The 26,401-nt window shown below is 56.6% G+C and carries 22 protein-coding genes; 14 read left to right on the forward strand and 8 right to left on the reverse strand.

Annotated features, from left to right (window positions below):
- The first annotated feature begins 230 nt into the window (after window positions 1-230).
- Window positions 231-995: a biliverdin-producing heme oxygenase gene (locus tag AC2IAX_RS03015; protein ID WP_494389265.1), complete on the forward strand. Its 765-nt coding sequence runs from the start codon at window positions 231-233 to the stop codon at window positions 993-995.
- Between the two features lie 74 nt (window positions 996-1,069).
- On the opposite strand, the gene AC2IAX_RS03020 is transcribed toward AC2IAX_RS03015, so the two are convergent.
- Window positions 1,070-1,204 carry a hypothetical protein gene (locus AC2IAX_RS03020; RefSeq protein WP_494389266.1) on the reverse strand — a complete coding sequence of 45 codons (135 nt, stop codon included), beginning with the start codon at window positions 1,202-1,204 and terminating at the stop codon, window positions 1,070-1,072.
- Here AC2IAX_RS03020 and hemN point away from each other — a divergent pair.
- Window positions 1,203-2,606, forward strand: a complete 1,404-nt coding sequence (hemN, locus tag AC2IAX_RS03025) for an oxygen-independent coproporphyrinogen III oxidase (protein ID WP_494389267.1) — start codon at window positions 1,203-1,205, stop codon at window positions 2,604-2,606. The two genes, AC2IAX_RS03020 and hemN, sit on opposite strands and share 2 nt — an antisense overlap.
- A 437-nt stretch (window positions 2,607-3,043) precedes the next feature.
- On the opposite strand, the gene AC2IAX_RS03030 is transcribed toward hemN, so the two are convergent.
- Entirely contained in the window at window positions 3,044-3,247 is a 204-nt protein-coding gene (locus AC2IAX_RS03030) for a hypothetical protein (protein WP_099534076.1), read from the reverse strand.
- A gap of 119 nt (window positions 3,248-3,366) precedes the next feature.
- Complete coding sequence (locus AC2IAX_RS03035; RefSeq protein ID WP_494389268.1) at window positions 3,367-3,531, reverse strand: hypothetical protein; 165 nt, start codon at window positions 3,529-3,531, stop codon at window positions 3,367-3,369.
- Between the two features lie 192 nt (window positions 3,532-3,723).
- Here AC2IAX_RS03035 and AC2IAX_RS03040 point away from each other — a divergent pair, with 192 nt between their 5' ends.
- From AC2IAX_RS03040 to AC2IAX_RS03050, 3 genes are all read left to right on the forward strand, one after another.
- Window positions 3,724-4,827 (forward strand): class I SAM-dependent methyltransferase, encoded by a 1,104-nt coding sequence (locus AC2IAX_RS03040; RefSeq protein ID WP_494389269.1) that lies wholly within the window; start codon window positions 3,724-3,726, stop codon window positions 4,825-4,827.
- An 86-nt stretch (window positions 4,828-4,913) separates the two neighbouring features.
- Window positions 4,914-5,189: a hypothetical protein gene (locus AC2IAX_RS03045; RefSeq protein ID WP_494389270.1), complete on the forward strand. Its 276-nt coding sequence runs from the start codon at window positions 4,914-4,916 to the stop codon at window positions 5,187-5,189.
- Window positions 5,190-5,255: 66 nt separating this feature from the next.
- Window positions 5,256-5,930 carry a hypothetical protein gene (locus AC2IAX_RS03050; protein ID WP_494389271.1) on the forward strand — a complete coding sequence of 225 codons (675 nt, stop codon included), beginning with the start codon at window positions 5,256-5,258 and terminating at the stop codon, window positions 5,928-5,930.
- Between the two features lie 287 nt (window positions 5,931-6,217).
- Here AC2IAX_RS03050 and AC2IAX_RS03055 read toward each other — a convergent pair whose 3' ends face one another.
- Window positions 6,218-7,231, reverse strand: a complete 1,014-nt coding sequence (locus tag AC2IAX_RS03055; RefSeq protein ID WP_099534083.1) for a type I glyceraldehyde-3-phosphate dehydrogenase — start codon at window positions 7,229-7,231, stop codon at window positions 6,218-6,220.
- Window positions 7,232-8,039: 808 nt separating this feature from the next.
- Here AC2IAX_RS03055 and murC point away from each other — a divergent pair.
- The 4 genes from murC (at window position 8,040) to sir (ending at window position 14,375) form a co-directional block, all read left to right on the forward strand.
- Complete coding sequence (gene murC, locus AC2IAX_RS03060; protein ID WP_494389272.1) at window positions 8,040-9,581, forward strand: UDP-N-acetylmuramate--L-alanine ligase; 1,542 nt, start codon at window positions 8,040-8,042, stop codon at window positions 9,579-9,581.
- A 351-nt stretch (window positions 9,582-9,932) separates the two neighbouring features.
- The gene (murB, locus tag AC2IAX_RS03065) at window positions 9,933-10,856 is read left to right on the forward strand and encodes a UDP-N-acetylmuramate dehydrogenase (RefSeq protein ID WP_494389273.1); all 924 of its coding nucleotides are present in this window, start codon (window positions 9,933-9,935) and stop codon (window positions 10,854-10,856) included.
- 214 nt (window positions 10,857-11,070) lie between these two features.
- Window positions 11,071-12,264, forward strand: coding sequence for a glycosyltransferase (locus tag AC2IAX_RS03070; RefSeq protein WP_494389274.1), 1,194 nt, complete (start codon window positions 11,071-11,073; stop codon window positions 12,262-12,264).
- A gap of 152 nt (window positions 12,265-12,416) precedes the next feature.
- Window positions 12,417-14,375 (forward strand): sulfite reductase, ferredoxin dependent, encoded by a 1,959-nt coding sequence (gene sir, locus AC2IAX_RS03075; RefSeq protein ID WP_494389275.1) that lies wholly within the window; start codon window positions 12,417-12,419, stop codon window positions 14,373-14,375.
- A gap of 86 nt (window positions 14,376-14,461) precedes the next feature.
- Here sir and AC2IAX_RS03080 read toward each other — a convergent pair whose 3' ends face one another.
- Both AC2IAX_RS03080 and AC2IAX_RS03085 read right to left on the reverse strand, forming a co-directional pair.
- Window positions 14,462-15,181, reverse strand: a complete 720-nt coding sequence (locus AC2IAX_RS03080) for a YdcF family protein (RefSeq protein ID WP_494389276.1) — start codon at window positions 15,179-15,181, stop codon at window positions 14,462-14,464.
- Between the two features lie 213 nt (window positions 15,182-15,394).
- Window positions 15,395-16,297 carry a hypothetical protein gene (locus tag AC2IAX_RS03085; RefSeq protein WP_494389277.1) on the reverse strand — a complete coding sequence of 301 codons (903 nt, stop codon included), beginning with the start codon at window positions 16,295-16,297 and terminating at the stop codon, window positions 15,395-15,397.
- A 215-nt stretch (window positions 16,298-16,512) separates the two neighbouring features.
- Between AC2IAX_RS03085 and ctpB the strand changes: the two genes are divergently transcribed.
- A complete protein-coding gene (gene ctpB, locus AC2IAX_RS03090; RefSeq protein ID WP_494389278.1) occupies window positions 16,513-17,871 on the forward strand; it encodes a carboxyl-terminal processing protease CtpB in 1,359 nt (452 codons plus the stop codon).
- 153 nt (window positions 17,872-18,024) lie between these two features.
- On the opposite strand, the gene purH is transcribed toward ctpB, so the two are convergent.
- Window positions 18,025-19,608: a bifunctional phosphoribosylaminoimidazolecarboxamide formyltransferase/IMP cyclohydrolase gene (purH, locus tag AC2IAX_RS03095; protein ID WP_494389279.1), complete on the reverse strand. Its 1,584-nt coding sequence runs from the start codon at window positions 19,606-19,608 to the stop codon at window positions 18,025-18,027.
- Window positions 19,609-19,664: 56 nt separating this feature from the next.
- Between purH and AC2IAX_RS03100 the strand changes: the two genes are divergently transcribed.
- A complete protein-coding gene (locus AC2IAX_RS03100; protein ID WP_494389280.1) occupies window positions 19,665-20,300 on the forward strand; it encodes an alpha/beta hydrolase in 636 nt (211 codons plus the stop codon).
- Window positions 20,301-20,950: 650 nt separating this feature from the next.
- On the forward strand, window positions 20,951-21,592 hold the full coding sequence (locus AC2IAX_RS03105; protein WP_494389281.1) for a peroxiredoxin: 642 nt from the start codon (window positions 20,951-20,953) through the stop codon (window positions 21,590-21,592).
- A gap of 204 nt (window positions 21,593-21,796) precedes the next feature.
- On the opposite strand, the gene AC2IAX_RS03110 is transcribed toward AC2IAX_RS03105, so the two are convergent.
- A complete protein-coding gene (locus AC2IAX_RS03110) occupies window positions 21,797-22,762 on the reverse strand; it encodes a LysR family transcriptional regulator (protein ID WP_494389282.1) in 966 nt (321 codons plus the stop codon).
- 321 nt (window positions 22,763-23,083) lie between these two features.
- On the opposite strand from AC2IAX_RS03110, the gene AC2IAX_RS03115 reads away from it, so the two are divergent.
- Together AC2IAX_RS03115 and AC2IAX_RS03120 are read left to right on the forward strand one after the other, a co-directional pair.
- Window positions 23,084-23,365, forward strand: coding sequence for a hypothetical protein (locus AC2IAX_RS03115; RefSeq protein ID WP_494389283.1), 282 nt, complete (start codon window positions 23,084-23,086; stop codon window positions 23,363-23,365).
- Window positions 23,366-23,533: 168 nt separating this feature from the next.
- Entirely contained in the window at window positions 23,534-26,182 is a 2,649-nt protein-coding gene (locus AC2IAX_RS03120; protein WP_494389284.1) for a CHAT domain-containing protein, read from the forward strand.
- The last annotated feature ends 219 nt before the right edge of the window (window positions 26,183-26,401 follow it).

A 26,401-nucleotide genomic window follows, 5' to 3' on the forward strand; every position in this document is an offset into this window, starting at 1 on the left:
AAGTTGAGTCTGCGCTGGCGCTCGGAAACCCCCAACTGTCAGCGCTGAGCGCTGGGATGGGGCGGGAAGTGGGTCTGCTGGCGGTGCTGGGAGAGCCGAATCGTCGGTGGTGACCGCCTGCCGGGGGACTGGTTTGTTAAGTTATGAGAATTTCCTACTATTGAATCATTTAATCGCTATATGGTTATTTATCGTTAACAGAATTTTACGCAGCCTAGGAGCGGGCCACCATGAGCCACGACCTGAGCCACAGTCCCCAACCCCTCGCCCCCGGACATCAACTCGCCGCGCGCCTGCGGGAGGGAACCCAGCAATCCCACACCAGCGCCGAGAACACGGCCTACATGAAGTGCTTTCTGAAGGGCATTGTGGTGCGCGAGGCTTTTCAGAAACTTTTGGCGAATTTGTATTGGGTTTATGATGCCCTGGAAACGGAACTCGATCGGCTGAAAGATCACCCGATCGTTGGACAAATCTACTTTCCAGAGTTGCTGCGGCGCGATCAATTAGCCCGCGATCTTGCCTTTTATTACGGGGAAGATTGGGAAACGAAAATTAATCCCAGCAGCATCACCTTGAACTATTTGATGCGGATTCACTGGGCAGCTTCAGAGCAGCCCGAACGGTTGATCGCCCATGCCTATGTGCGCTATTTGGGTGATTTGTCGGGCGGTCAAGGCCTACGGACGATCGCGCGATCGGCTTTGAATTTGCCAGCCGATCAGGGAACCCGTTTGCATGAATTTGACTCATTGCCAACGCCCGAAGCCAAGCGGGATTTCAAGATGCGCTATCGGGATCTTTTAAACGCACTACCCTTGAGTGAAGCGCAAGTGGCGGGCATCGTTGAAGAGGCGAACCTCGCCTTTCGTTTGAATCGCCAGTTGGTGGAAAGTTTGGAACCGGTGATTCAAGCGGCCGTGAATCCCGCCATTTTTGAAGAAGTGGTTTTGCAATCTCGCAAGGGCAGCACTGAATTGGTGAGTGTGAGTTAGCGATCACCCGCCATGTTCGCCATTCATCTGTTGTTCACTCGCAATTGTTGGTGAATTCTCAGCCAATCAACTGTTCATCCCACAACAACCATTGCTCGGGCGATCGCTCGGTGAATTAATTTATTGATTTTCTGGGCGATCGCTCCTTTCTTGACCTGTTCGTATTTTGCCGTTTGGTGTTTTTGAATCCCGCTAGGAACTCCACCCATGCAAGTTTTAGATCAAGCTTTAAATTTGGCCTTTGATGCAGATTTGATTCAAAAATATAATTGCTCTTTACCTCGCTATACCAGCTACCCACCCGCCACAGAACTTTCGACTCAGTTTCCAGAACAAGACTGGATCCAATCCATTCAGCGTGGCAACGATCGCAAAACGCCCCTTTCGCTGTATTGCCACATTCCTTTTTGCGAATCGGCTTGCTATTTTTGTGGTTGCAACACGGTCATTACTCAACACAAGGCCGTCACAGAAACCTATTTGGATTATTTGCAACGGCACATTGAGCAAGTCTCAAGGTATTTATCAGATGACCGATTGGTCAATCAGATGCATTGGGGAGGCGGCACTCCAAATTATTTATCGATCGAGCAGGTGCAACATCTTTGGAAAATTCTGCACCAACATTTCCAATTTACCGATGATGCAGAACTGTCGATCGAGGTGAATCCGCGTCCTCTCACGGAAGCCTATGTTTCTGCCTTGCGATCACTCGGCTTCAATCGCATTAGCTTTGGCATTCAAGACTTCAATCCTGTTGTTCAGGAAGCCATTAACCGCATTCAACCGGAAGAAATGCTTTTCCAGGCGATGGATTGGATGCGATCGGCTGAGTTTGAGAGCATCAATGTGGATTTAATCTATGGGTTGCCTTTCCAGGATCTCAACACCTTCCGGGAAACGCTGCATAAAACCCTGGCGCTGAATCCCGATCGAATTGCAGTGTTCAACTTTGCCTATGTGCCTTGGATGAAACCAATTCAGCGGCGGATTCCCTACGATGCATTGCCATCGGCGGAAGAGAAACTCGACATTTTGCAAATGACGATCGCCACCCTCACGGAAGCGGGCTACACCTTCATTGGGATGGATCACTTTGCGAAACCCGATGATGAATTGGCGATCGCCCAGCGCCAGGGGCAGCTTCACCGCAACTTCCAAGGCTATACAACACAGCCCGATTCTGACCTGATTGGGTTTGGGATGACTTCGATCGGAATGCTGAACGATGTGTATACCCAAAATCAAAAGCGCCTGCGGGATTATTACCGAGCCATTGACTATCAAACGCTCCCGATCGAGCGTGGGGTTACTCTGAACGCTGATGATATTTTGCGGCGTTCCATCATCATGGAGCTGATGTGTCAATTTCAGGTCGATCGGGATGCGCTGGCCCAAAAATATGGGCTGTCTTTTAAGCACAGTTTGGAAGCCCATTTTTCGCAGGAATATTTGGATTTGCGAAATCTGGAAAGCGATGGTCTGTTAACCCTGATGCCCAACCGGATCGCCATCACCCCGATCGGTCGGTTGTTGGTGCGAAATATTGCTTCTGTGTTCGATCGTTATCTGCGTGCCCAGACCTATAACGGTTTCTCAAAGGCAGTTTAGAAACAGGATGAAGATCCTTGGGAGGATCGTGGGTGGGCAAGGGGCTTAAGCCCCTTGTCTGGGGCGGTTAGGGTAAGCCAGTTTAGACTCAGGATGAAAATCCTTTGGCGGATTGTGGGTGGGCAAGGGGCTTAAGCCCCTTGTCTAGGGCGGTTAGGGTATGGAGAATTAATCGTTCTGAAATTAACTGTTTTGATCTGAAATTGAGCCTCAACTTGTCTTCATAAACTAAAGTTTGCATTCTAAAACCCATTGCTAAACAATTGCAGCTTCAAATCGGTGGACAATGGGCGATGTGACCCATAGTTCATGACGATCAGGTTATCAAAAACAGGAACAAAATAGCAGGGGCAAAATGATTGGTAGCAAAATAATTGGTAGCAAAGCAATCGGGGCCAAATAGCAGGGCCCAGTCAAGGCCCGCGAACCCCCAATCTCTAACGCTGACAAATCAAGCCAGCGGCCATCAAGCTAGAGAGTGCTTGCTCCACTTCCGGGCGCGTATATCGAGAGCAGGCGGAAATGGTGGCGGAGCTGATGGCGGTGGAGTTGTGGGCCAGCATTTGCACCAGGGCCAAAATTTCTCGTTCCACTTCAGTCAAAGTGTACTGAATGCGTTTACCCATGCGAACTTCAGTCATGACGGCAACTCCAACCTGTGTGATGCAACCAAAAATCATTTCACCGAGCCGCGAAATTCACCCCAAAAGCATCGGGGTTAGCAATTGTCGCGACCGGTTCGTCTAAAGAATCGTGGTTTTCAGATGGTTTTGCGGCGATCGCTATCCGTAGCCAGTTGTGAAATTGCCCTAGGGGAGATGCGATCGAGTGGGGGTGAGTGGTGCGATCGCGATCGCAAGGCAATTGCGCTTTGGTGGCCCTGGTCCGATCGCTCCCCCAAGATTGCGCCAAAAGATTGCCCCATCAGCTTTCCTGACAAGGGTTAATCAACAGTACAATCGCAATCAACCAAGGTTCTTCAACAGCTACGGCAACCCAATTCAGCCTAGTTCTGTTGATCTGGTTGGGAAAATCAGGACACCTTGGGAACCGACGGGTTGCGTTTGCACAATTTTTGGAATCTGGCTGCGTGATTGATTCATCTCCTAACTCACCCTTGCTCCCGAACTCGGCAGAAACCAGCGCTCCTGAAGAGCCGATCGCGCCAACTGTGGTTACGGATCCCGATCGGCTCGATCGCGCTCTGCTGCAAGGGGCCCACGCCTGGGAGGCCTCCCGTGGGGAATTGGCCCTGCTTTGTGTGCCGGGGATGATCGATTTGCATGTGCGGCGGCTGGAGATGTTGGCCGCCGTGTTGGGCTATCCCTTTTCGCCGGAGGAAATGGCGCGGGTGCGAGCCACGGTGGCCCAAAATGTGGAGGAAGGGTTTGCGGCTTCTCCCTATTCGCAGTTGCTGGTGCGCTATTCACCGGCTCCGCCCCCCCATCGGGGTCTGGTTTGGGATATTCGGCCGGTGGCGATTTCCTACAGCGATCGGGCCAAGCTGTTTTTGCAATATCGTCCACCCCAGGACTGCGATCGCTATCCCGATGCCAAGGTGTTGGATTTGGCAGCGACCCTTAGGGATCAAGCCCCCGCCGCCACAATTCCGGTGCTGGATGTGGGAGCCGGGACGGGGCGCAATGCGATCGCCCTGGCCCAACAAGGTCACCTGGTGGATGCGATCGAGTTCACCCCCGAAATGCTCGACACCATTCGCCAACTGGCCAAGGATGCAGGTGTGGCGATCGACCTGATTGAGCAGGATATTCGCGACCCGGCGTTCACCCCCAAGCTCGATCGCTACGGTCTGATCGTTCTGACCGGCGTGGTGCAATATTTCAGCGACCCGGCCCAACTGGCACACCTGTTGGCCAAGCTGGCTCCGGCATTGCGGCCCGGCGGCAAAATCGTGATGGATTGCTTTGTTACCACCGATGGCTATGACCCCACGCCGCTGGCGCGGCAGCTATCCTACGTAACGGATAGTTTCCTGTTGCAGCCAGCGGAGCTAGCCCGGGCGATCGCCTCGTTGCCCCTGCGGGTGGTGTCCGACGAGCCGGCCTTGGCCTATGAGCGGGAACACTTGCCCCCGGAAGCCTTGGCGGCCCGAGCGTGGTTGGATCCCTGGGCCACGGGCGATCGACTCTTCCCCCTGGGGGAGCAACAACGGCCCCCAATTTCTCTGAGATGGCTGGTGTATGAGCGGGTCACTCCCTAGCACTTCCGGTTGAAATTGCTCGATTTTCAGCGTTTCTGGCTTGTCTGACGGTTGATTTGAACTCCGAGATTCCGAGATATTGTCTTATGCCTGCAACCAATCCCCATTCCCCCGGTTCTCAACCAACGCCCGATCGCCCCACTTGGAACAGCCAGGCCCTGAGCCGCTATTTGCCAACACCGGAATGGATGTTGAGTCTGGCCGTCTTGCCCGTTTTGACAGGTTTTGTGGGTGTTCGGATGTTGGCAACGGCAACGGCAGAATTGGGAGAATTGGCGGAAGAAATCTTTCGGGGCGATCGGTTGCCCTTGTTGAATATTCCTCAACCTCAATCCAATGAGACCTCAATGGTTGAACAGTAATTGTCCTTCGTCGGTCGTGCGACGATCGGGCTATTGGATCACTCCTAACTTGGTTGCCAAAACACCATGCCCAATCGCCTAGCCCCCCTCTTAAACCCCGATCGTCGATATACCTTTTCCGACTACTTCGACCTCAATATTTCTACCCGCGAGCTAGTTGAATATTTTGGCTGTTCCTACCATCTTCAGCCCCTCAATCTCCCCCGCTGGCCGCAATCCAGCGGTGCGGCTGCGACGCAAACCCTCCGGCCGAGTGATGGCGTGAGCCTGACGGAGCAATCTCGCCTCCGTGCCACCTACACCCAAAAACTGCCCTTCATTTCGTTGACTTCGGAAACGGCCAAACGAGAATTTTATATTGCACCCCTGTTGTTGGAATTACTCGACTACGCCCCGATCGAAATTGAAGTGGAATATAGCCTCAATGGTGGTGAAAACCTCAGTGGAACCGTAGACTATTGCCTGAAGGCAACGGATCAAATGCTGATTATTGAAGCGAAAAAGGGCGATTTAGAGCGCGGTTTTAACCAATTAGCCGTTGAATTAATTGCCTTAGATCGGGCGATCGCCCCTGGCCAACCCTGGTTATACGGAGCCGTGACAATCGGGAATGTTTGGGTTTTTGGCCAACTCGATCGCGCCAGTCAAGCGGTTTATAAAGACCTGAATGCCTATACAATTCCTGGAAATCTAGACGACCTGATCGCCATTTTGCTGGGTATTCTTCAGGCTAAGTCGTGACAGTTAAGAGGATCTCTGAAAAGCCTAACTGGCTAACCTTTCAGATCTTGCAAGCCAGCGAAGACAAGGGGCTTAAGCCCCTTGCCCCGATGATGATGATTGCTTGACCTGCGCCAAAAAATGCTTTTCAGACCTCTTCTAAGTCAAGACTCCAAAATAGATCCATCAACAATCAAAAAAGGGAGGCAGAATATAACATCCTGCCTCCCGCATGATTCAAAAAACTACTAGCGAAGACTAGCTACAGAACATTGCAAGATCGAGTAGCTAGCTGAAGCATTTGGAAACTACTTCCACTTGCGGGCAACCAGTTCCGCCAAGTCCACAACGCGCTGGCTGTAGCCCCACTCGTTGTCATACCAAGCGATCACCTTCACCATGTCGCCGCCCAGCACCAAGGTCAGGCTAGCGTCCACGATCGAGGAAGCATCGGTTCCCTTGTAGTCCGACGAAACCAAGGGCAGATCGCTGTATTCCAAAATGCCCTTCAGGCCGTTTTCAGCGGCGGCCTTCAGCACTTCGTTCACCTGCTCGGCGATCGTGCTCTTTTCCACCTGGGCCACAAAGTCCACCACCGAAACGTTCGGGGTCGGCACACGCATCGCGATCCCGTTCAGTTTGCCCTTCATTTCCGGCAACACCAGGGCCACCGCCTTGGCAGCACCCGTGGAAGTAGGCACAATGTTCATGGCCGCAGCACGGGCCCGACGCACATCCCGGTGGCTCGCATCGAGCAACCGTTGGTCGCCCGTGTAGCTGTGGGTGGTGGTCATGGTGCCTTTGATGATGCCAAAGTTCTCATGCAACACCTTCACCACGGGAGCCAAGCAGTTGGTGGTGCAGCTTGCGTTACTAACGATGTTGAATTTGTCGTGGTCGTAGTCGCTGTCGTTCACGCCCATCACGAACGTGCCAACACCGTCACCCTTGCCCGGAGCGGTGATCAGGACTTTCTTGGCACCGGCTTGGATGTGCTTAGAAGCGCCTTCTTCGCTAACAAATACGCCTGTCGATTCAATGATCAGGTCAATGCCCCACTCGGCCCAGGGCAACTTGAGCGGATCCCGATCGGACACGCATTTGATCGTTTTGCCGTTGACGGTAATGGAATTTTCGTCAGCCTGAATGTCGGCATTTAGCTTGCCGAGCATCGTGTCGTACTTGAGCAGGTGGGCATTCGTCTTGGGGTCGGACGTATCGTTAATGCCCACCAGTTCGAGCTGGCTATCTTGGCGGGTCAACCAGCATCTTAAGAAGTTACGACCGATTCGGCCAAAACCGTTAATGGCGACTCTAATCACTATGCTATGCCCTCGCGTGCTTAGGGTGTATTAAGGAAATAGTTGACGTTTTTCCCACATTTTCGGAGCGGGATTGCCAGCCCTAATTCAGCAACTACTAAAGTTGCTCAACTAGACCACGGGTTGACGCTTCATCGGCTGCTGCTGGCGAACCAGGCTGGCGCTGACCTCTGCGTCTGTTTCGAGTCTCGGACTGCCCGCCCGCGACTTGAAGGCGTTGATTGTACCCAAAATCATATGGTACAGGCTAACTGCACGATCTGATTCTGGGAACTGAGGCGGGGTTGATCGGGTCGATCGATCCTCCCAAAACAGAGGGCGAGCACACGAAAAGCTGCCCCAAGTGATCGCCTGACAAGTGCCAAGCCATCATGCCAGCAATGTGCCCACATTTAACCATCGATCCCGGCCGAATCCCAAACTAATCGCAACGGATTTTGCAGAATTTTTGCGGGGATCATGATCGCTGGTTGCTGTTTGGCCTCGAAGTGAGTGATGGCCGCTGGGAATGAGGCCCGGTGGGGCGATCGCAAAAGCTGGGTTTGGGCTTGGTTAAGGTCTGCTGGAGGTCTGCTGGAGGCTTGGCTGGGGCCGCTCAAACACCCTTCTGGGTCGATCGGACTAATTGGGCTATTCCCCATCAAAATGGGTTGAATTCGCAAGAAATTTGCCAGATTTTAGGCCACGATCGTTCGCCGAAACCCACAGCCCAGGCTGGTTTTAGGAGGATCAACGCTTCTCTGCGGCAATTTGACCGTTGCTGATATGATATGGCGTGATTGTTGGTGTGGTGTTTTGAGGAGCGGCAATGCCGAATCTTGTGGATTTTAGCGGAAGGCCTTTCCACTTTATTGGCATCGGTGGCATCGGCATGTCGGCTCTCGCGTATATTCTGGTCAAGCAGAAGATCCCCGTTTCTGGATCGGACGCGCGATCGAGCCATATTACACAACGCCTGGAACAACTAGGTGCTCAAATTTTTTGGCAACAATCCGCAACGAACTTCGATGTCTTTCGTTCCGGTGTGCCTTTTGCAACTCCTCCCGCGCTGGCCTCTGATGTTCCCTTGGCAGCAATGGCCCTAGCCACGGTTCCCGAGGCCGAAGCGCACTCCACCGCACCGCAAGTCCTGCCGCAGGTTGTCTGTTCAACGGCGATTCAGGCAGAAAACCCGGAATATCAAGCGGCTGTGGAGCTGGGTTGTCCAATTTTGCATCGTTCAGACCTGCTGGCGGCGCTGATGACCCGATCGCGCGGGATCGCCGTTGCCGGAACCCACGGCAAAACCACCACCAGCAGTCTGATCGGTTACATGCTGCTTCAGGCAGGCATTGATCCCACCATCATTGTGGGCGGCGAGGTGGACGCTTGGGAGGGCAACGCCCGCTTAGGCCAGGGCCCTTACCTGGTGGCGGAGGCGGATGAGTCCGATGGCTCACTGATTAAGCTTTTTGCGGAACTCGGTGTTATCACCAACATTGAACTCGACCACCCCGATCACTACCAATCGATCGATGGGGTGGTCGAAATTTTTGAGCAGTTTACCCACAACTGCCAACGCTGGGTGGGGTGTTTGGACTGTCCCACGTTGCGCGATCGCCTCAAACCCGATATTTCCTACAGCCTCGATCCCGATCGCGTGGCCGATTACACCGTTCTGAACCCCCAATATACGGCCCAGGGTGTAATAGCCACAGTGCTAGAACGTGGGGAGGTGCTCGGGGAAATCCAACTGCAACTGATGGGTCAGCACAATCTCAGCAATGCCCTGGCTGCCGTGGCCGTGGGTCGGGACTTGGGGTTGGACTTTGCCCAAATTGCCGAAGGATTGGCGGGCTTTCAGGGGGCCCAGCGTCGCTTCGAGCATCGGGGCACCGAGGGGGGAATTGCCCTGTATGACGACTACGCACACCATCCGAGCGAAATTCGCGCCACCTTGGCCGCGGCTCGCCAACGGTTGAGCGCCCAAGCAGGGCAATCGCGAGTAGTGGCAATTTTTCAGCCCCACCGCTACAGTCGCACCCAAACCTTTCTTGAGGAGTTTGCCCAATCATTTCAGGATGCAGATTTAGTGGCCATTGCGGATATTTATGCCGCTGGTGAGAAACAGGTTCCAGGACTCAGCGGCCAAACCTTGGCCGATCGGGTGGCGGCCTACCATCCCGAAGTGTCCTATTGCGGCTCGCTCGACAACACACACCAATTTCTGTCTGCGGCTCTTCAACCGGGTGACCTAGCCCTCTTTTTGGGTGCAGGGAATCTCAATCAAATCGTGCCTTCGGTGCTGAAGGATTTGGCAGCCCGGGCCGATCGGGCCACAGATGATTGCAAAACCAGCAGCGCTCTCTAATCTGCGGGTGCATTACCCGATCGGGTGCTGTTGCTACCTCGCTGACTGAACCGTTTTGAATCGACCTTTAGAGTTTGGATGCGCTCCATCGCATTCCAGTTCTCTATATCTAGGCTCATCTAGGCCCTGGATCCTGATTCTGAATCTCGATTTTGGATTTCGATTCTGAATTTCGATTTTGGATCTGGGTTGCGGGTCTTGGTTGCAGTTCCTAGTTCTCTGGTTCGGTTCCGCATCTCGGCTTCGTTGCACCAGTTCACTGCATCCTCCCTAGTTGCAGTTTCTAATCGCAATCCGCAATTCGTTTGTTGCAATCCCTTGTCGCAATCTGTTTGTTGCAATTTTGAACCTATGGTGACTCAACTGCACTCACCCGCCACAAAGACGGGTAGCCTGATTCAGTCCAATGTCTCCCTAGCGCGGTTTACCTCTTTTCGGGTTGGGGGGCCAGCCGAATGGTATGCCGCTCCCAAAACCCTTGATGATTTATACGAGTGCTTTGAGTGGGCCGATCGCAATAGTGTTCCCGTGACCCTTTTGGGGGCGGGATCCAACCTTTTGATCAGCGATCGGGGCATTTCGGGTTTAACCATCGGCACACGCTATCTACGGCGGATTCAGATCGATCGGGAAAACGCCAGGATCACAGCCGGCGCTGGCGTATCCATGGCCGCCTTGGCCTGGAAAGCGGCCTATCTGGGCTGGGGCGGTCTGGAATGGTCGGTGGGCATTCCCGGCAGCATCGGCGGCAGCATCGTTATGAACGCTGGGGCCCATGGCAGCGAAATTCGTGACGTGTTGTTGCAGGCCACCGTTTTGGCTCCCCAAACGGGTCAAATCCAACACCGATCGGCAGTGGATTTGGGCTACAGCTATCGCACCTCCAGCCTGCAAGGAGACAGCCAACTGGTCACGGAAGCCACCTTCCAACTCCAGCCCGGCCACGACTCCCAAGCCCTGCAAGCCCAAACTCGCGAGCACCTGGAGCGCCGCCACGCTACCCAGCCCTACCATCTGCCCAGTTGCGGCAGTGTGTTTCGCAATCCGGAACCCCGCAAGGCCGGTTGGCTGATTGAGCAGTCGGGCTTGAAGGGGCATCGCATTGGGGGCGCGGAAGTGGCCCAAATGCACGCGAACTTCATCTTGAACCGCGATAACGCCACAGCCACGGACATTTTTAATCTGATTGATTGTGTCCGTAATGAGGTGTACAGCCGTTGGGATGTGCTTCTAGAGCCGGAGGTACGGATGTTGGGGCCATTTTGCGCCGTTTAACGCTGTCTGATCCCGTTTCATGCTGGTCAGCACCGCCCCAGCACCCTTGAGTGGGTGTTGACACGATCGCCCGTTGCGGGGCTTCGAGTCACGGGGCCAAGGCTCGCTTGATCGGCGTGATCCATCAACCAAGACCAGCGCCCCTAGGTAGCAACGGGCATGATTTCAGCCCCGTCAACCCATCAACAAAGCCCCTGTCAGGATGCATCACCCCATGATTCCATGCGATCGCCGCTATGCCCTGGTGCATGAATGGTTAACTCCGCTGGCCACGGGGGGGTCTGAGTTGGTGGTGCGGGAAATTGTGACCCAGCTCGATCGCTGGTTGCCGGAACCGGTGGCTTTGCACGCGCTGATCGATTTCGAGTCTAGCAATTCTGAAAGTTACTTGTATGGCCGAGCGATCGGCCATACTTTTTTGCAGCGCTTTCCGGGAGCCATTCGTGGGGTGCAGCGCTATTTGCCCCTTTGGCCCTTAGCGATCGAGCAATTAGACTTGCGGGCCTATGACATCATCCTGTCCTCGTCCCATGCGGTGGCAAAGGGGGCGTTAGTGGCGGCCCATCAGTTGCATGTTTGCTATTGCCATGCCCCCATGCGCTATGCCTGGGACTTGACCCATGATTATTTGGCGGGGAGTCGATCGGGGCGCGGCCCGATCGGCTGGCTCACTCGCTATCTGCTGCATCGGTTGCGGTTGTGGGATGTGCTGGCGGCGAATCGGGTTGATTTTTTCGCGGCCAATTCTCGCACCACGGCCAATCGGATTTGGCGCTGCTATCGACGGCGGGCGGAGGTGATTTACCCACCGGTACAGGTCGATCGATTTTCCCTGCAAACCACCAAGGATGACTATTACCTCTGCGTTACCCGGCTTGTGCCCTATAAGCGGGTGGACTTGATTGTGGAGGCGTTCAATCAGTTGGGATTGCCCCTGATGGTAATTGGGGGCGGGCCAATGCTGGACTCCTTGCGCGAGCAGGCTGGGGCCAACGTGCAACTGTTGGGCGAGCAGCCGGACGCAGTGGTGGCCCAAGCCATGGCCCAGGCGCGGGCCTTTGTTTATGCGGCGTTTGAGGATTTTGGGATTGCGCCCGTGGAAGCCCAGGCCTGCGGCACGCCCGTAATTGCCTTTGCCCAAGGGGGAACCGGCGAAACGGTGCGCGACTGTCGCCAGGATCCCAAAACGGGCACGGGGCTGCTGTTTGAGCAACAAACCAGCGAGGCGATCGCGGCGGCGGTGACGGCCTTTGAAGACTATCGATCGCGCCTGAGTGCGGAGGCGATTCACCGCCATGCCCAGTCCTTCAGTCCCGATGTGTTTCGCGATCGTTACTTTGGGTTTGTGAACTGGTGTTGGCAGGAGTTTCAGCGCGATCGACAGACCCCAACTGAGTTTTTCCGTTAACATCCGCGCAACTCAACCCGCCTAAGCCCTACAGTGAATAGTGATGGATCGTGGATCCTACCGAGCCAATGGTAGGATGGAGTATCAATTCTCCGATATCTCGATCGACTTACGGGGCATTCAATCCCCCCTTATTTGCCACTGCTGGACTCATGGCCAAATCTGCTAGCTCGCCGGTTGCTGCACCCACCGAAACTCGTCTCTCGAAAGTTGAAGGACTCAAAGAACGAAGCAACTTTCTCCGGGAACCCGTTGCGTCGGAACTGTTGCTGGACACCAATTATTTTTCCAATGATGCAATTCAAATCCTGAAATTCCACGGCTCCTATCAACAGGTCGATCGAGACCTGCAAAAGCCGGGCCAGGAAAAGCCCTATCAGATGATGTTGCGCACCCGCAGCCCGGGAGGGTTCATCCCGCCGCAACTGTATCTGACGCTCGATCGCCTGGCCAGTGAATATGGCAACGAAACCCTGCGCGCCACAACCCGTCAGGGCTTTCAGTTGCACGGGATTCTCAAAAAGAACCTGAAAGCCACGATCGCCGCGATCGTCAACAGCATGGGGTCAACCCTCGGCGCTTGCGGCGACCTGAACCGCAACGTGATGGCCCCGCCCGCGCCCTACAAAAACCGCCCCGAGTATCAACTGGCGCTGGCCTATGCCAACAACATTGCGGACTTGCTCACGCCGCAAACGGGGGCTTACTACGAAATTTGGCTGGATGGGGAAAAGGCCATTTCCGCCGAAGAAGACCCGGCCGTGAAGGCGGCCCGCCAAAGCAACGGCTCCACGCCCATGCGCCTGGACACGGAAGAGCCGATTTACGGAGCAACCTACATGCCCCGTAAATTCAAATGCGCGGTGACGGTTCCGGGGGATAACTCCGTGGATCTGTTTTCCCAGGACTTGAGCTTGGTGGTGATCACCAATGAGCAAGGGGAATTAGAAGGGTTCAATGTCTATGCCGGTGGCGGTTTGGGCCGCACCCACAACAAGGAAGAAACCTTCGCCCGCATTGCCGATGAAATTGGCTTTGTGGCGGCGGCGGATGTCTATGGACTGGTGAAGGCGATCGTGGCGGTGCAACGGGATTATGGCGATCGCTTCGATCGTCGTCACTCCCGGATGAAGTACCTGCTGCACGATTGGGGCGTGGCCAAGTTCCGCGACCATGTGGAAGATTACTTGGGCAAGAAGCTGGAACCGGCACGCCCCCTGCCCGCTTGGCGCTATGAGGACTTCTTGGGCTGGCACGAACAGGGCGATGGCCATTGGTTCTTGGGCCTGTCGATCCAAAATGGGCGGGTGCATGACCAGGGCACTTTCAAACTGCGATCGGCCCTGCGGCAAATTGTGAAACAGTTCCAGTTGCCGATGTTGCTGACTCCCCATCAGAATGTGCTGTTCTATGACATCAAGCCGGGCGATCGCGCCGCCATTGAGAAAATCCTGACCGACTGCGGGGTTTGGGCGATCGAGCAAATTGATCCCCTAGAGCGGCTGGCGATGGCTTGCCCGGCCATGCCCACCTGCGGCCTGGCGATCACCGAATCGGAGCGGGCCCTGCCGGGCTTTGTGGAACGCATCCGATCGCTAATGGAGCGCTTGGGCTTGGGTGATGAATCCTTCGTGATTCGGATGACCGGTTGCCCCAACGGCTGTGCTCGGCCCTACATGGCTGAGTTGGGTTTTGTGGGCAGCGCGCCCAATGCCTACCAAGTGTGGCTCGGGGGTTCTCCTAGCCAAACCCGCCTAGCCCAAACGTTTACGGAACGGATGAAGGATACGGATCTGGAATCGTTCCTAGAGCCGATTTTGGTTTACTTCAAGCGATCGCGCGAACCGGGCGAAAGCTTTGGTGATTTCTGCCATCGGGTGGGGTTTGATACGCTGCGGCACTTTATGCAGGCCTATCGCCCGATCGATGCCAAGGCGGAGAAGAACGGTCAGGGGCAAGCCAGCAACGGCAGCGCCGCTCCCCGTCACCGAATTGGCATTCGCGATGAGCTGTACAAGTCGGTGCAGGCCCTGGCCGCCGATCGGGGACAGTCAGCCACCGCGTTGATCAATGAGGCGATCGCCGCTTACTTGAATCAGCAGTCCAACTAACCATTGATCTCGATCCGATCTCGATCGGCTGGATTCAACAAGCCTCAACAAACTTCAATCGATCGGTTGTTGAGCCGCGCGAATCCCTAGCGGGTTGATGGTGATTGAGGAGTCGCTGAAGGTGCGCGATCGGGTTGGGGCAATCCCTGACTCGATCGCGCACAAATTTTAGATAGCCCCGCTTGATATTCACAGCGAAACGCCCGCTGGCACCAAGCGGCAATATTCACCTGCTCCAAGTGCCCTACCTGTTGGCACTGGGGGCTATTCCACTGGCTACCGATCGCCCAAGCACCCGCGCGCCCCACATCCAAAACGGTTTTCAGCGGGTTTTCTTGGTTGGCAGGCACACCGGTTTCCGGCACCGTCACCACATCCACCCAAATACCGTGACTGCCCAGAATGAGACGGGCCATGGCCCCGGCCCGCCATTGGTGGGAACCGGAGGTCATCAGAATTACCCGTTTGGTGCCCCAACGCTGCAAAATCGGCAGACTCCAATAGCAGTTCCCAAACGTGGATTGGGCGCATTGCTCCAGCCAAACGCGATCGCCCTTCACACCAGCGCGATCGAACAGCGCCTTCACGCAGGGGGGCTTGGAACCCCCGGAAATTAGCACCCGTTGTTGGGGATGGGCCGCCGCCCACTGAACCGCCGCCATTTCGCGCCGAATGCTGCCTCCCAGCACCCACAGCACTTCCGGCGGGCTCGAAGCCGCCACCAACAGCCGCCCGCCCCACCACAGGCCCCCCAAGGTCAACAGGCCAGCGGTAATCAGCCCAATTTTTCGACGAAATGGCTGCATAGGGCGATCTAGGTTGATCGGTTGATTGAGGCGATCGAGACGATTAATAGACCAGGGCTGGTCGTCATTTCCTAGGATCCAGTGAAAACGGTTAATCTTCCATACCCTAACCAACCGCGACAAGGGGTTTAAGCCCCTTGCTCCCACAACCAACCGCGACAAGGGGCTTAAGCCCCTTGTCCCCACGATTAACGACAAGCCCTACGGCTCGTTTTAACGCGCAATGACACCGGGCGGCGGCAAAAACTGCGATCGACCATTGGGCAGCCGTTGGCCCCGCTTGGCTCCCATGGCTAACAATTCCTGCTCAGCCCGCTGAATCACCAGACGATCGACCGCCGCTTGATAAACCTCATTCCAGGCGTAAAACCGCACCGCCAACGTGTTGGGATCCCGGCGCAAAAAGTCCGCTGTTTCTTGGAAAAACGGGGCCACCCGCCGATATTTTGAGGTCATGGCTGCCCAGCGACCCGCCATCTCCAGGGAAGCCACGGTGGCCGGGATGTCATTCAGCAACAGGTATTGATCAAACGCCTTGAAGCGCCAAACCCAAAAGGCATCGGGTTGGTGCTTGGGATCCAGCACATCGGTCATCCGGTTCATGAGGGCCACGGACTTTTCCGGCTTGCCCGCATAGTACGCCACACCCGCCGAAATGAAAGGAGCCAACGTGGTGAATCGGGGATCCCGCAGGGTCATTAGCTCAAAGTAATCTTCATTGGCGGTGTAGCCCGTGGCCTGGCGAACTTCCGTATCTCCGAAATATTGCAAATAGCTTAAAAACGCCCAATTGGCCAGCAAATTATCAAACCCGAGGCTGGGGATTCGGGCCGCCAGTTGCAATTGCGTGCGGGTGCGATCCTGAGCCAAAACGGGATCTTCCAACCCCTGGGGGGCGCGTTGGATAGTGGTCTGTTGCAGGAAGACGATGCCCCCGATCGCGATCAGGGCGATCGCCCCGTTGGTGAGGTGGCCCAACCATTGCAGCCGCCGGAGCGATCGGCTCAGGGCTGCGGTTGATGCGGGCGAACCAGATAGGGGCGATGAAGGGGATGGGGTCGATCGAGCAACCTGGGAAGATGGCGATTCGGGGGGCTGAGTACGTTTCCAAATCATGGTCAACTACCCGTTAGAGATCCATTCGGGATTGAATGTGGCGATTCGATCGGTGTCTGGAGTCACCCACGGTTCCCGATCGGCGCTCTATGATGAATAGCAATCATCTATCAGCCATCCTGCCATAACTCCCCAATATTGCTGGATGCTGGTTTTGTATCCCCTTGATTTCACTCAAAAACGTTGGCCGTATGCCCCAGGTTGATCCCAAATCTATGCCCGCTGTCTCGTCGGTTTCGCGTCATTGGTTTGATTGGCGGCGATCGCCCAAGAGCCTGGGCGTAAAGGTGGCGATCGCGGCGGCCAGCGTTGCCCTGCTTCATCCGGCCCTGAGTTTGCCGGCCTTCAGCCAAGACCGGGAACCGCCCGCCCCAGAACCCGGCCAATTTCAAGACAGCCCCAAGCAAATCGTGGATGAAGCTTGGCAAATCATCAACCGTGAATATGTGGATGGGCAGTTTAACCAAAATGATTGGCAAGCCATCCGCCAAGACCTGCTGAGCCGCCAATATACATCGCGGGATGAAGCCTACGAAGCCCTGCGCAAGGCGATTAAGCTGCTCAATGATCCCTATACCCGCTTCATGACTCCTGAGCAGTTTGAGGAGCTGACCAATCAAACGGCCGGCGAGCTGTCGGGGATTGGGATTCGGATGGGGGTAGATGACAAGACGAAGCATTTGCAAGTGGTGGAGCCAATGCCCAACTCACCGGCCACTCGGGCCGGTTTGAAGGCAGGAGATCTGATCTTGACGATCGATGGGCAAGCCACCAAGGACATGTCTCCCGAAAAGGCTTCCAGTTTGATTCGGGGCCAGGCGGGCACGGCGGTGAAGCTGGAAATTCAGCGGGCGGGGGGTGCGCCGTTTTCGGTGTCCTTAACCCGTGCCCGGATTGAAGTGCCGATCGTCCGATCGAACCTACAAACGGAATCGGGCATTCGGGTAGGCTATATCCGCCTCAACGAGTTCAGCGCCCATGCGGCCGAGCAGATGGAGCGGGCGATCGAGGATTTGAAGGGCAAGCAGGCCGAAGCGTTTGTGTTGGATCTGCGCGGCAATCCGGGCGGTCTCTTGAACGCCAGCATTGAGATTGCACGCATGTGGCTCGATGCCGGCAGCATTGTCAGCACGACCGATCGCGCAGGAAACAGCCAAGCCGCCCGGGCAAATCGCACATCCCTCACTAGCTTGCCGCTGGCGGTGTTGGTGGATGGCAATTCCGCCAGTGCTAGCGAAATTCTGACCGGGGCGCTGAAGGACAACCGCCGGGCGATCGTGGTGGGAAGCCAAACCTTTGGTAAGGCCCTGGTTCAATCGGTGCATAGTTTGGGTGATGGTTCGGGTTTAGCCGTCACGATCGCCCATTACTACACCCCCGCTGGTACGGACATTAACAAAACCGGCATCAGCCCCGATGTGGAAATCAAGCTATCGGATGAGCAGGAATATTATCTGTTCTCCAATGGCGGGCGGCTGTTGGCCACCGAGAGCGATCCCCAATACACGCGGGCTGTAACCATGCTTCGGAATCGGATTGCGGCCAATAACAATGTGGCCCCGCTGCCCCAGTAGGGATCAAATACACCAAACCTGAACCCATCAATCAACGCTAACCACGACTAGACAAGGGGCTTAAGCCCCTTGTCTCCGATGATGTAGTCAGCGAGTGGTGCGGTCAGCGATCGGCCGAACCTGGGGATGGCTTCGGAGCAGACTGAACAACCGTTAGTGCAGGAAGTGGCGGCGATCGGTCATCAGCATTACCAAACCCAGTTCATTGGCCGCTTTGATCGAGTCTTCATCGCGCACACTGCCACCGGGCTGGACGATCGCCCCGATGCCCGCCGCCGCCGCCGTCCGCACCGAGTCATCAAAGGGAAAGAACCCATCGCTGGCCAAAACAGCGCCCGGGGCTTGGTCGCCCGCTTGGTTGAGGGCGATCGCCACAGAACCCACGCGATTCATTTGGCCCGCACCGATCCCCAGGGTCGATCGGTTGCTGGTCACCACGATCGCATTGGACTTCACATGCTTCACCACGCGCCAGGCAAAGGCCAACTCCGCGAGTTGATCCGCTGTTGGTTGCTTCTCCGTCACCACGCGCCAGGTGTTCGGGTCGCTGGGTTCGTCGTCGGCCGCCTGGAGCAAAAAGCCGCCCGCGATTGTCTTCACCGTGGCCGCCGGCCCCGCCAACAGATCCGGCAGCACCAGGACTCGCAGGTTTTGTTTTTTCTGCAACAAGGCGCGGGCGGCTTCATCACAGCCAGGAGCCACAATGCACTCCAGGAAGGTTTCCGTGAGCGCGGCGGCCGTTTCCGCGTCGATCGGGCGGTTCAGGGCCACGATGCCGCCAAATGCTGACATCGAATCCGCTTCCAAGGCCTTGCGATAGGCCTCCAGCAGGGGCGCATCGGCCGACGATCCCAGGGCCACACCACAGGGATTGTTGTGCTTCAGAATGGCCGCCGCCGGGGGGGCATCGGCGGCCACAAACTCCGCAATCAGGCTCCGGGCCGACTCCAAATCCACCAAGTTGTTGTAACTCAGTTCTTTGCCTTGGAGTTGTTCCGCCGCCGCCCAACCGCTGGGGGTGGAGCCGCTGCGATACCAAGCGGCGCTTTGGTGGGGATTTTCGCCATAGCGCAGGCTTTGCACCCGCTTACCCGCGATCGCCCATTCCACCGGAGTGGCCAAGGCCGGGCGATCCAAATCGGCGGGATTGTCAGCCTGTTGGCTCAGGTAAGTGGCGATCGCGCTGTCATAGGTGGACGTGTGCCAAAAGGCTTCGCGAGCGCACTGCAACCGGAATTCCAAGGAGGGCGTGCCATTGCTGCTCAGCTCATGTAAGTAGCGATCGTATTGAGCAGGGTTGCACAGCACCGTTACGCGGCTGTGGTTTTTGGCGGCGGCACGGATCATGGCGGGGCCACCGATATCAATTTGTTCGATCGCCTCCGGCAGCGTCACCCCTTCCCGGGCGATCGTCTGCTCAAAGGGATAAAGATTCACCACCACCAAATCGATCGCGGGGATCGCATTGGCAGTCAAATCAGCGCGATCGCCCTCCAAATCGGTGCGGGCCAAAATTCCCCCATGCACGCGCGGGTGGAGTGTCTTGACCCGGCCGCCCAAAATTTCCGGGAAGCCTGTATAGTCCGAAACCTTGGTCACGGGGAGTCCTGCGGCTTTGATGGCATTAGCCGTGCCACCGCTGCTGACCAGGGTAAAGCCGAACCGTTCCACCAGTTGGCGAGCCAGTTCGATTAGACCAGTTTTGTCAGAAACACTAAGCAGGGCTGTCCGCGTCATGGAAGAGTCCGTTAGGATTGAGGCTTAACGGGTTCATTCTACCGAGGAGTTGTCGCGTGGCTTTATTAGAGGCGATCGCGATTTCCCCCGAGGCGAACCGCACACCAGCGGCAATGCTGGTCGCGCTTCATGGTTGGGGGGCAAATGCAAATGATGTGGCCGCGTTGGCTCCGTTGCTGAACTTGCCGGATTGGCAAATGGAATTTCCCCAAGCTCCCATGGCCTATCCCTACTCCAACGAAGGGCGCATGTGGTACGACTTGGAATCGTCCGACTATCCAGGCTTGCAGGCCAGCCGAGACCAGCTCCAAAACTGGCTGTTGGCCACCACGGAGCGATCGGGCATACCGCTCGATCGAACCGTCCTTTGCGGATTTTCCCAAGGCGGAGCCATGGCCCTAGATGTGGGGTTAGCGCTACCCCTGGCCGGCGTTGCTTCCCTCAGCGGCTATTTCCACGCTCTGCCGCAAGTCAGCTCCCTCAAACAGGGGCCCCAAGTGCTGGTGACCCACGGCCGCCAAGATCTCGTCGTTCCAATCCAAGCTGCCTGGCAAGTGCGCGACGATCTCCAAGCCCGCGATGCCACCGTCACCTATTTGGAACTTGATGGGGGCCACGAAATCCAAATGAGCCAAATTGCTGCCCTGCGCACCTTCTCCCTCGCCTGCATTTCAGCATCCTGCCCGAAATGATGGTTTAAGCAAGCATGGCGAACATTTCAGGATCATTGCGGAACTTTACGGTTTGTCCCCGGAAGGATTGCAGATTTACGAAGACTGATAATTTCGCTACAGAGTCCTGCTATCCTGAACATCCAGATCGCAAGATTCGCATCCCGGGCCGTGATTAGGATGACCTGAACACCTGATCGTTACTCCGGGCTGTGATTAGGATGACCCGAACGCCTAATCGTAAAAGCGCTTCATTAATTTTTCCAGCAGTACAAGCCCTAGCTACAGCGGAACTGCCAAGCCGAATCAACTGCATTTGTCGCCTGGAATTCCGCTGGCGGGCCTGTTGGGTGAAAAAGATCGAAAATCCGGTCGGAAAACTGGGGTTTCGTGGCATCATGATCTGCGGGCGCTCTCCCCTCTAGCCCCCCAGACCCGTCAGCCCGCAAATTCACTCCTGACTGGTTTGATGCATCGTCGCGGGCGGGCAGTCCGAGACTTTAAACGGACGTGGAGGCCAGCGTCAGACTGGTTCGCCAGTGGTGGCCTGTGAAGCGTCAACCCCATTCAGCGACCTCGGCCCGATTCGCTGGGTTCAGGCGCGGTGAGGAATCCTCACCCTTTGGGGCGAGGAGGATGTCAATCAATTAATCATTGACCAACGAAGAATCATGACTCTCAGACTTGGCGATACCGTCCCCGATTTCACGCAGGCTTCCACCCACGGCTCGATCGACTTCTACACTTGGGCAGGCGATAGCTGGGTGGTGCTGTTTTCGCACCCGGCGGACTATACCCCCGTTTGCACCACCGAGCTGGGCCGCGTTGCCCAACTGAAGGGTGAATTTGACAAGCGCAATGTGAAGGCGTTGGCCCTGAGCGTTGACAGCGTGGATTCGCACCATGGCTGGACGGCCGACATTGAAGAAACCCAAAGCACGACCCTGAATTATCCGATTCTGGCCGACGAAGATAAGAAAGTGTCGGAACTGTACGGGATGATTCACCCCAATTCCAGCACCGGTAACACCCTGACGGTGCGATCGGTCTTCATCATCGATCCCAACAAAAAGCTGCGTTTGACGATCACCTATCCCGCCAGCACCGGCCGCAACTTTGATGAGCTGTTGCGCGTGATTGACTCGCTGCAACTGACCGATAACTACAGTGTGGCTACGCCCGCCGACTGGACAGATGGCGGCGATTGCGTGGTGGTTCCCTCGATCCCGACCGAGGAAGCCCGCCAGAAATTCCCCAAGGGTGTGACGGAAATCAAGCCTTACCTGCGCATGACTCCCCAGCCCAACAAGTAATTTCAATCAGTTTCTAATTCCCAGTAGTTTTTAATTTCAAGCTAAATCACTGAGCTTGGGATTAGGGCCACCTGGCGGTTAGCGACATCAACAAATAGACCCCCGATCGCTCTGGTGTGATCGGGGGTCTATTTTATTGGTTGGGTCTGTTGGTTTAGTGTGTTGGTGTGTTGGGCTGTATTAACTGTATTAGTGGAACGCTGATTAGGCAGACCGTCCCGATCGCTTGAGATTGGGCCAGGGCTGTTCTGGTCGGGGTTGGCCCGGCAGCGTTAAATGGGCGATCGTTTCCTTCAATGCATCACGCACCGCAAACACGGGCGGCAAGTGCAGCGCATTGGCCAAGATGGCCAGACCGATATGTCGGTGAAAGGGCACGGGCAGCCGATAGGCCCGCACCTGGGCGGGGATCGGTTCTGCGGCCAGCCGGGCCATCACCGTTGCGCCCAGTCCTTGGGCCACCATGCTCAGGATGGTGGAATCTTCCCGGACTTCGTAGCTGGGTTCCACATTGAGGCCCAGCTTGGCAAAGCGATCGAGCACAATTTGCGCACACAAAAATCGCCGGGGCGGCAAAATCAGCGGGCGAGAGAATAAATCTTCCCAGGCAATCACCTCCGTGGCGTACCGATCGCTACTGGGGACGATCGCCCAATACTCATCCATCATCACGTTCCAGGTTTCAAATTCAGCGCTCGCGGGCAACAGCACAAAACCAACATCTGCCCGGCCGGTGCGGAGTTCTTCTTCAATGTCCTGGCTGGTGTCGTATTCATCAATGGCGATCGCGATGCCAGGGTAGCGGTGGCGCAAGTGCTCGATCGCCTTAGGTAACAAGTGGGTGGCCACGCTGCGAAAACAGGCCACGCGCACATGGCCCGAATCGAGGCCGCGGGCGCTTTTGGCCTGGCGCTCAATGTCGTTGAGCAGTTCCAAAATTTTGCGGGCACTGTCAGCAATTTCGCGCCCGGTGTCGGTGAGGGTTGCGCCGTGGCGGCCGCGATTCAGCAAAATGGCCCCCAGTTCGTCTTCGAGGGTGGCGATCGCGTGGCTGACGGCGGATTGGGAAATGTCGAGATCCAGGGCGGCTTGGCTGAAATTTCCCCGATCGGCGATCGCCACCAGGGTTCGTAGTTGAGACAACTTGAGTTTTGCAGCAATTTCGCCCATGGCTGAGTCGATGTTGAATCGACTGGAAAGCGATCAAAAATTCAGCAACTGATTCAGCAAATTCAGCAGATTAAATTTGACAGACCAAATCCGGCCAATGGGGAAAAGTGCCGTCAGAAACCGGAGCCGAATTGCTCTCCATGCTATACCGGCACTTTGGGGGATCAACCAAGACATCCATCGATTTCATTCATACCTCCCATGCAAGCCATCGGTCGATCGAGCCGCCGACCCTTGATAGGGTGAGAGCACAGCAAATCTCCTGGCTACCGCCTTCCACAACGATGGCCAGGAGATTTGTTTCTTCAGGAGAACCGAGTCATGCACTTTACCTCTGTAACCCGATCGCCCCTGCGGCGGTTGGCGAACTGCTGTGCTGAAAACACCATCCTAGGCAATTTGGGGCAACGGCTGGCCCATTGGGGTCATCGAGCAGTGATGCGGCTCAGCACGCCCGATCAAATCCGAATTTGGTCGCGGACGCTGCCAACCGGTGAGGAAATTTTTTACGGTTGGGATCCGCGCACGGGCGATCGATTCTCTAGCCCGGCTGAGCGGGAACTCCGGAGTTGGCTCGAAGCGCACCATCGCTATCGGTTCTGACATGATTGTCCATCAAACCAGTTAAAAACCAGTCAAAAACCGGTCAAAACAACCAAAATCACGCTCAAAGCACCGTTAAAAGACCGGAGAAGAGACCGGAAATTTTGGATCGGTCGGTGATAGTGGAGAAAGGAAATTGATCCACAACAGCGAGCGTGATTGATGGGCATGGGGCAAGGTAACGAGCGGGCGTGGGGGCAATGGGGCCGATCGCCCCGATGGTTGAACTGGATAGGTTGTGGGTTGGTGTTGGGAACAGTTTCCTTCGCTGCGTTCCCCGCGATCGCCCAAGGGCAAACCCCAGCCCCCCTGGTCGCCCCGGCTGGCGCTCCGGAGTTTGCACAAGCACGCCAAGCCTACGAAGCGGGCCGGTTTACGGAGGCGATCGACCATTGGCAGCGGGCGGCCCAACAGGCGGCCCAGCGGGATGATCGCGCGGCCCAAGGAGCCGCCTGGCATGGCATCAGCTTGGCCTGGGGGCAATTGGGCGATCGAACAGCAGCCCTGCAAGCGGTGCAACAGAGTTTGGGCCTGCTGGCAGCGTTGCGCGGTGAGGGAGCCGTGCGGTTGCGGGCGGCGGCCTTGAATCAGCAAGCCCGGTTGGAGCTGACGGCCGGGCAGGCGGCCCGGGCGATTCAACTTTTGGAGCAAGCGGAATCCCTGTATCGATCGGCGGGCGATCGGGATGGGCAATTGGGAACCAGCCTGAATCGGGCCCAGGCCCTGCAAGCATTGGGACTCTACGGGCGTGCCCTGATGGTGATTGAAGGGCAAATTGGCACGACCCCGGAGGCCCCCCGCGAACCCACGCGCCTGCAAGGGTTGGGCCTGCTGTCGGCTGGGGAAGCCTTGCGATCGCTGGGGCAGTTGACCCGAGCGGAAACTTGGTTGAGTCAAGCGGCAACGGTGTTGGAACAGTCGGGAACCCTGGCCGATCGCAGCACCGCAGCATTGGCCCTGGCGCGCACTCGGGCCCTGTTGGCTCGCCAAGGGTTAGACCGCAATGATCCCCAATGGATGGCCCTCCGACAACAGGCCATGGCGGCCTTCGATCGAGCAAGGGTGGCGGCGGCCGCGGCCGGAAGCGATCGCGATCGACTGTGGGGCCAGTTGGAACGTTGGGAGATGGTGTTTCTGGGTTTGGAAACGGGCAACCCGCCCGGAGAAACCGTCAGCAAGGCACAACTGCAAGATTTGGCGAACCAGGTGTCACAACTCCCGATCGGGCGCGATCGGATTGCGGCCCAAATGCGCCTAGCCCGCTGGTGGTCAACCGTGAATGAACCGGCCTTGGCCCTAGCAGGATTGCAACAGGCGGCCCAATCGGCCCAAGCCCTGGGCGATCACCGTTTGACGGCGGCGGTTTGGGGGCAGTTGGGCGAAACCTATCGGCAACGGGGGGAAACCGCCCTGGCGGCGCGTTGGCTGGAGCAATCCTTGGCGCTGGTGGAAGGGTTGGCGGCTCCGGAGGTGACCTATCGCACGGCTCGTTCCCTCGGGCAGTTGCGGGCCCAAGGGGGCGATCGCACCGGTTCCCTGGCGGCCTATCGCCTGGCCACCCAAGCGATCGGGCAATTGCGTAATGATCTGGCTGGGATGGATTCCGTGGTGCAGTTTTCCTTCCGCGATCGGGTGGAGCCGGTTTATCGGGAGTTTGTGGATCAGTTGTTGCGCGGCAACCCCAGCCAGGACGACTTGCAAGCGGCCCGATCGGCGATCGAGGCTTTGCAGTTGGTGGAATTGGAAAACTTCTTTCGCCAAGCTTGTTTGGATGCCAAACCGGAGCCGCTCGATCGGGCCATTGACGGGCGATCGGACACGGCCGCCGTGGAAGCGATTGTTTTAAGCGATCGCGTGGCCACCCTCACCAAATTACCCGGCCAACCGTTGCGCTACGCCGTGGTTCCCGTGCCCCGAGCTACCGTTCTCCAAACCCTGCAACGGGTGCAACAGGCCGTCCAAGACCCAACCATTCCCAATCGGGAGCGCTTGCGCCTGTCTAAGCAGGTTTATGACTGGTTAGTGGCTCCCATTGCCTCAGAATTAGCCCAATCGGGAGTCAAAACCCTGGTGTTTGTGCTGGATGGGCCCTTGGCCAATATCCCAATCGCCGCCCTCCATGACGGAGAGCAATATCTCTTGGAGCGCTACAACACCGCCAGGGCCTTGGGCTTGCAGCTTTTTGCCCCCAAAGCCCTGAACCCGCGATCGCTCAACGTCTTGGCGGCGGGGGTTTCGGAAGTGGCCCCCAGTTTCCAGGCGGAAAAATTGGGAGCCTTGCCCTTTGTGGCCGATGAGCTGGATATTTTGGCCCAGGAGTTACCGGCGGCCGTCCTGCGCGACCAGGCCCTAACGGAGCAGGCCCTGCGCCAAGCCTTGCAGCAAAACAATGCCCCGATCGTCCATGTGGCCACCCATGCCCAGTTCAGTTCCCGAGCCGATCGCACCTTTCTGCTGGCTTGGGATCGCCGCATTGATCTGGCGGATTTTGACCAACTGTTGCGCCGACCGGTCAGCCGCCCCCCGATCGAACTGTTGGTGTTGAGTGCTTGCGAAACAGCCCGAGGGGACGATCGTGCCACCCTTGGCCTCACGGGCATCGCCATTCAGGCCGGCACTCGCAGCGTGTTGGGAACGCTCTGGCAGGTCAGCGACGAATCCACGGCGTTGTTAATGGGAGACTTTTACCAAAGCCTGCGCACCGGAGCCACCAAATCTGAATCCCTGCGCCAGGCCCAGCTTGCCTTGCTCAAAAACCCCAACTTTCGTCATCCCTTCTTTTGGGCCCCCTATATCCTGGTGGGCAATTGGCTGTGAAACCTGAAGTCAAAGCTGATCTTCCGGGACGGGATCAAAAAGAGCCGCTACGATCGGGAGCAGGCCACGGTTTGGCCCCAAAAATTTCCAAAGCCCCAAAGACTTTCAAGCCATTCTGGAATGGTTCGGTTTTTGAAGGGTTGTGTTGAAGGATCGTCGCGATCGAGGACTGAAACGAGGATTAAGACTATGAATTGGCATGATCTAGGCACATTGGTA

It is taken from the genome of Limnothrix sp. HT2024 (assembly GCF_059138625.1).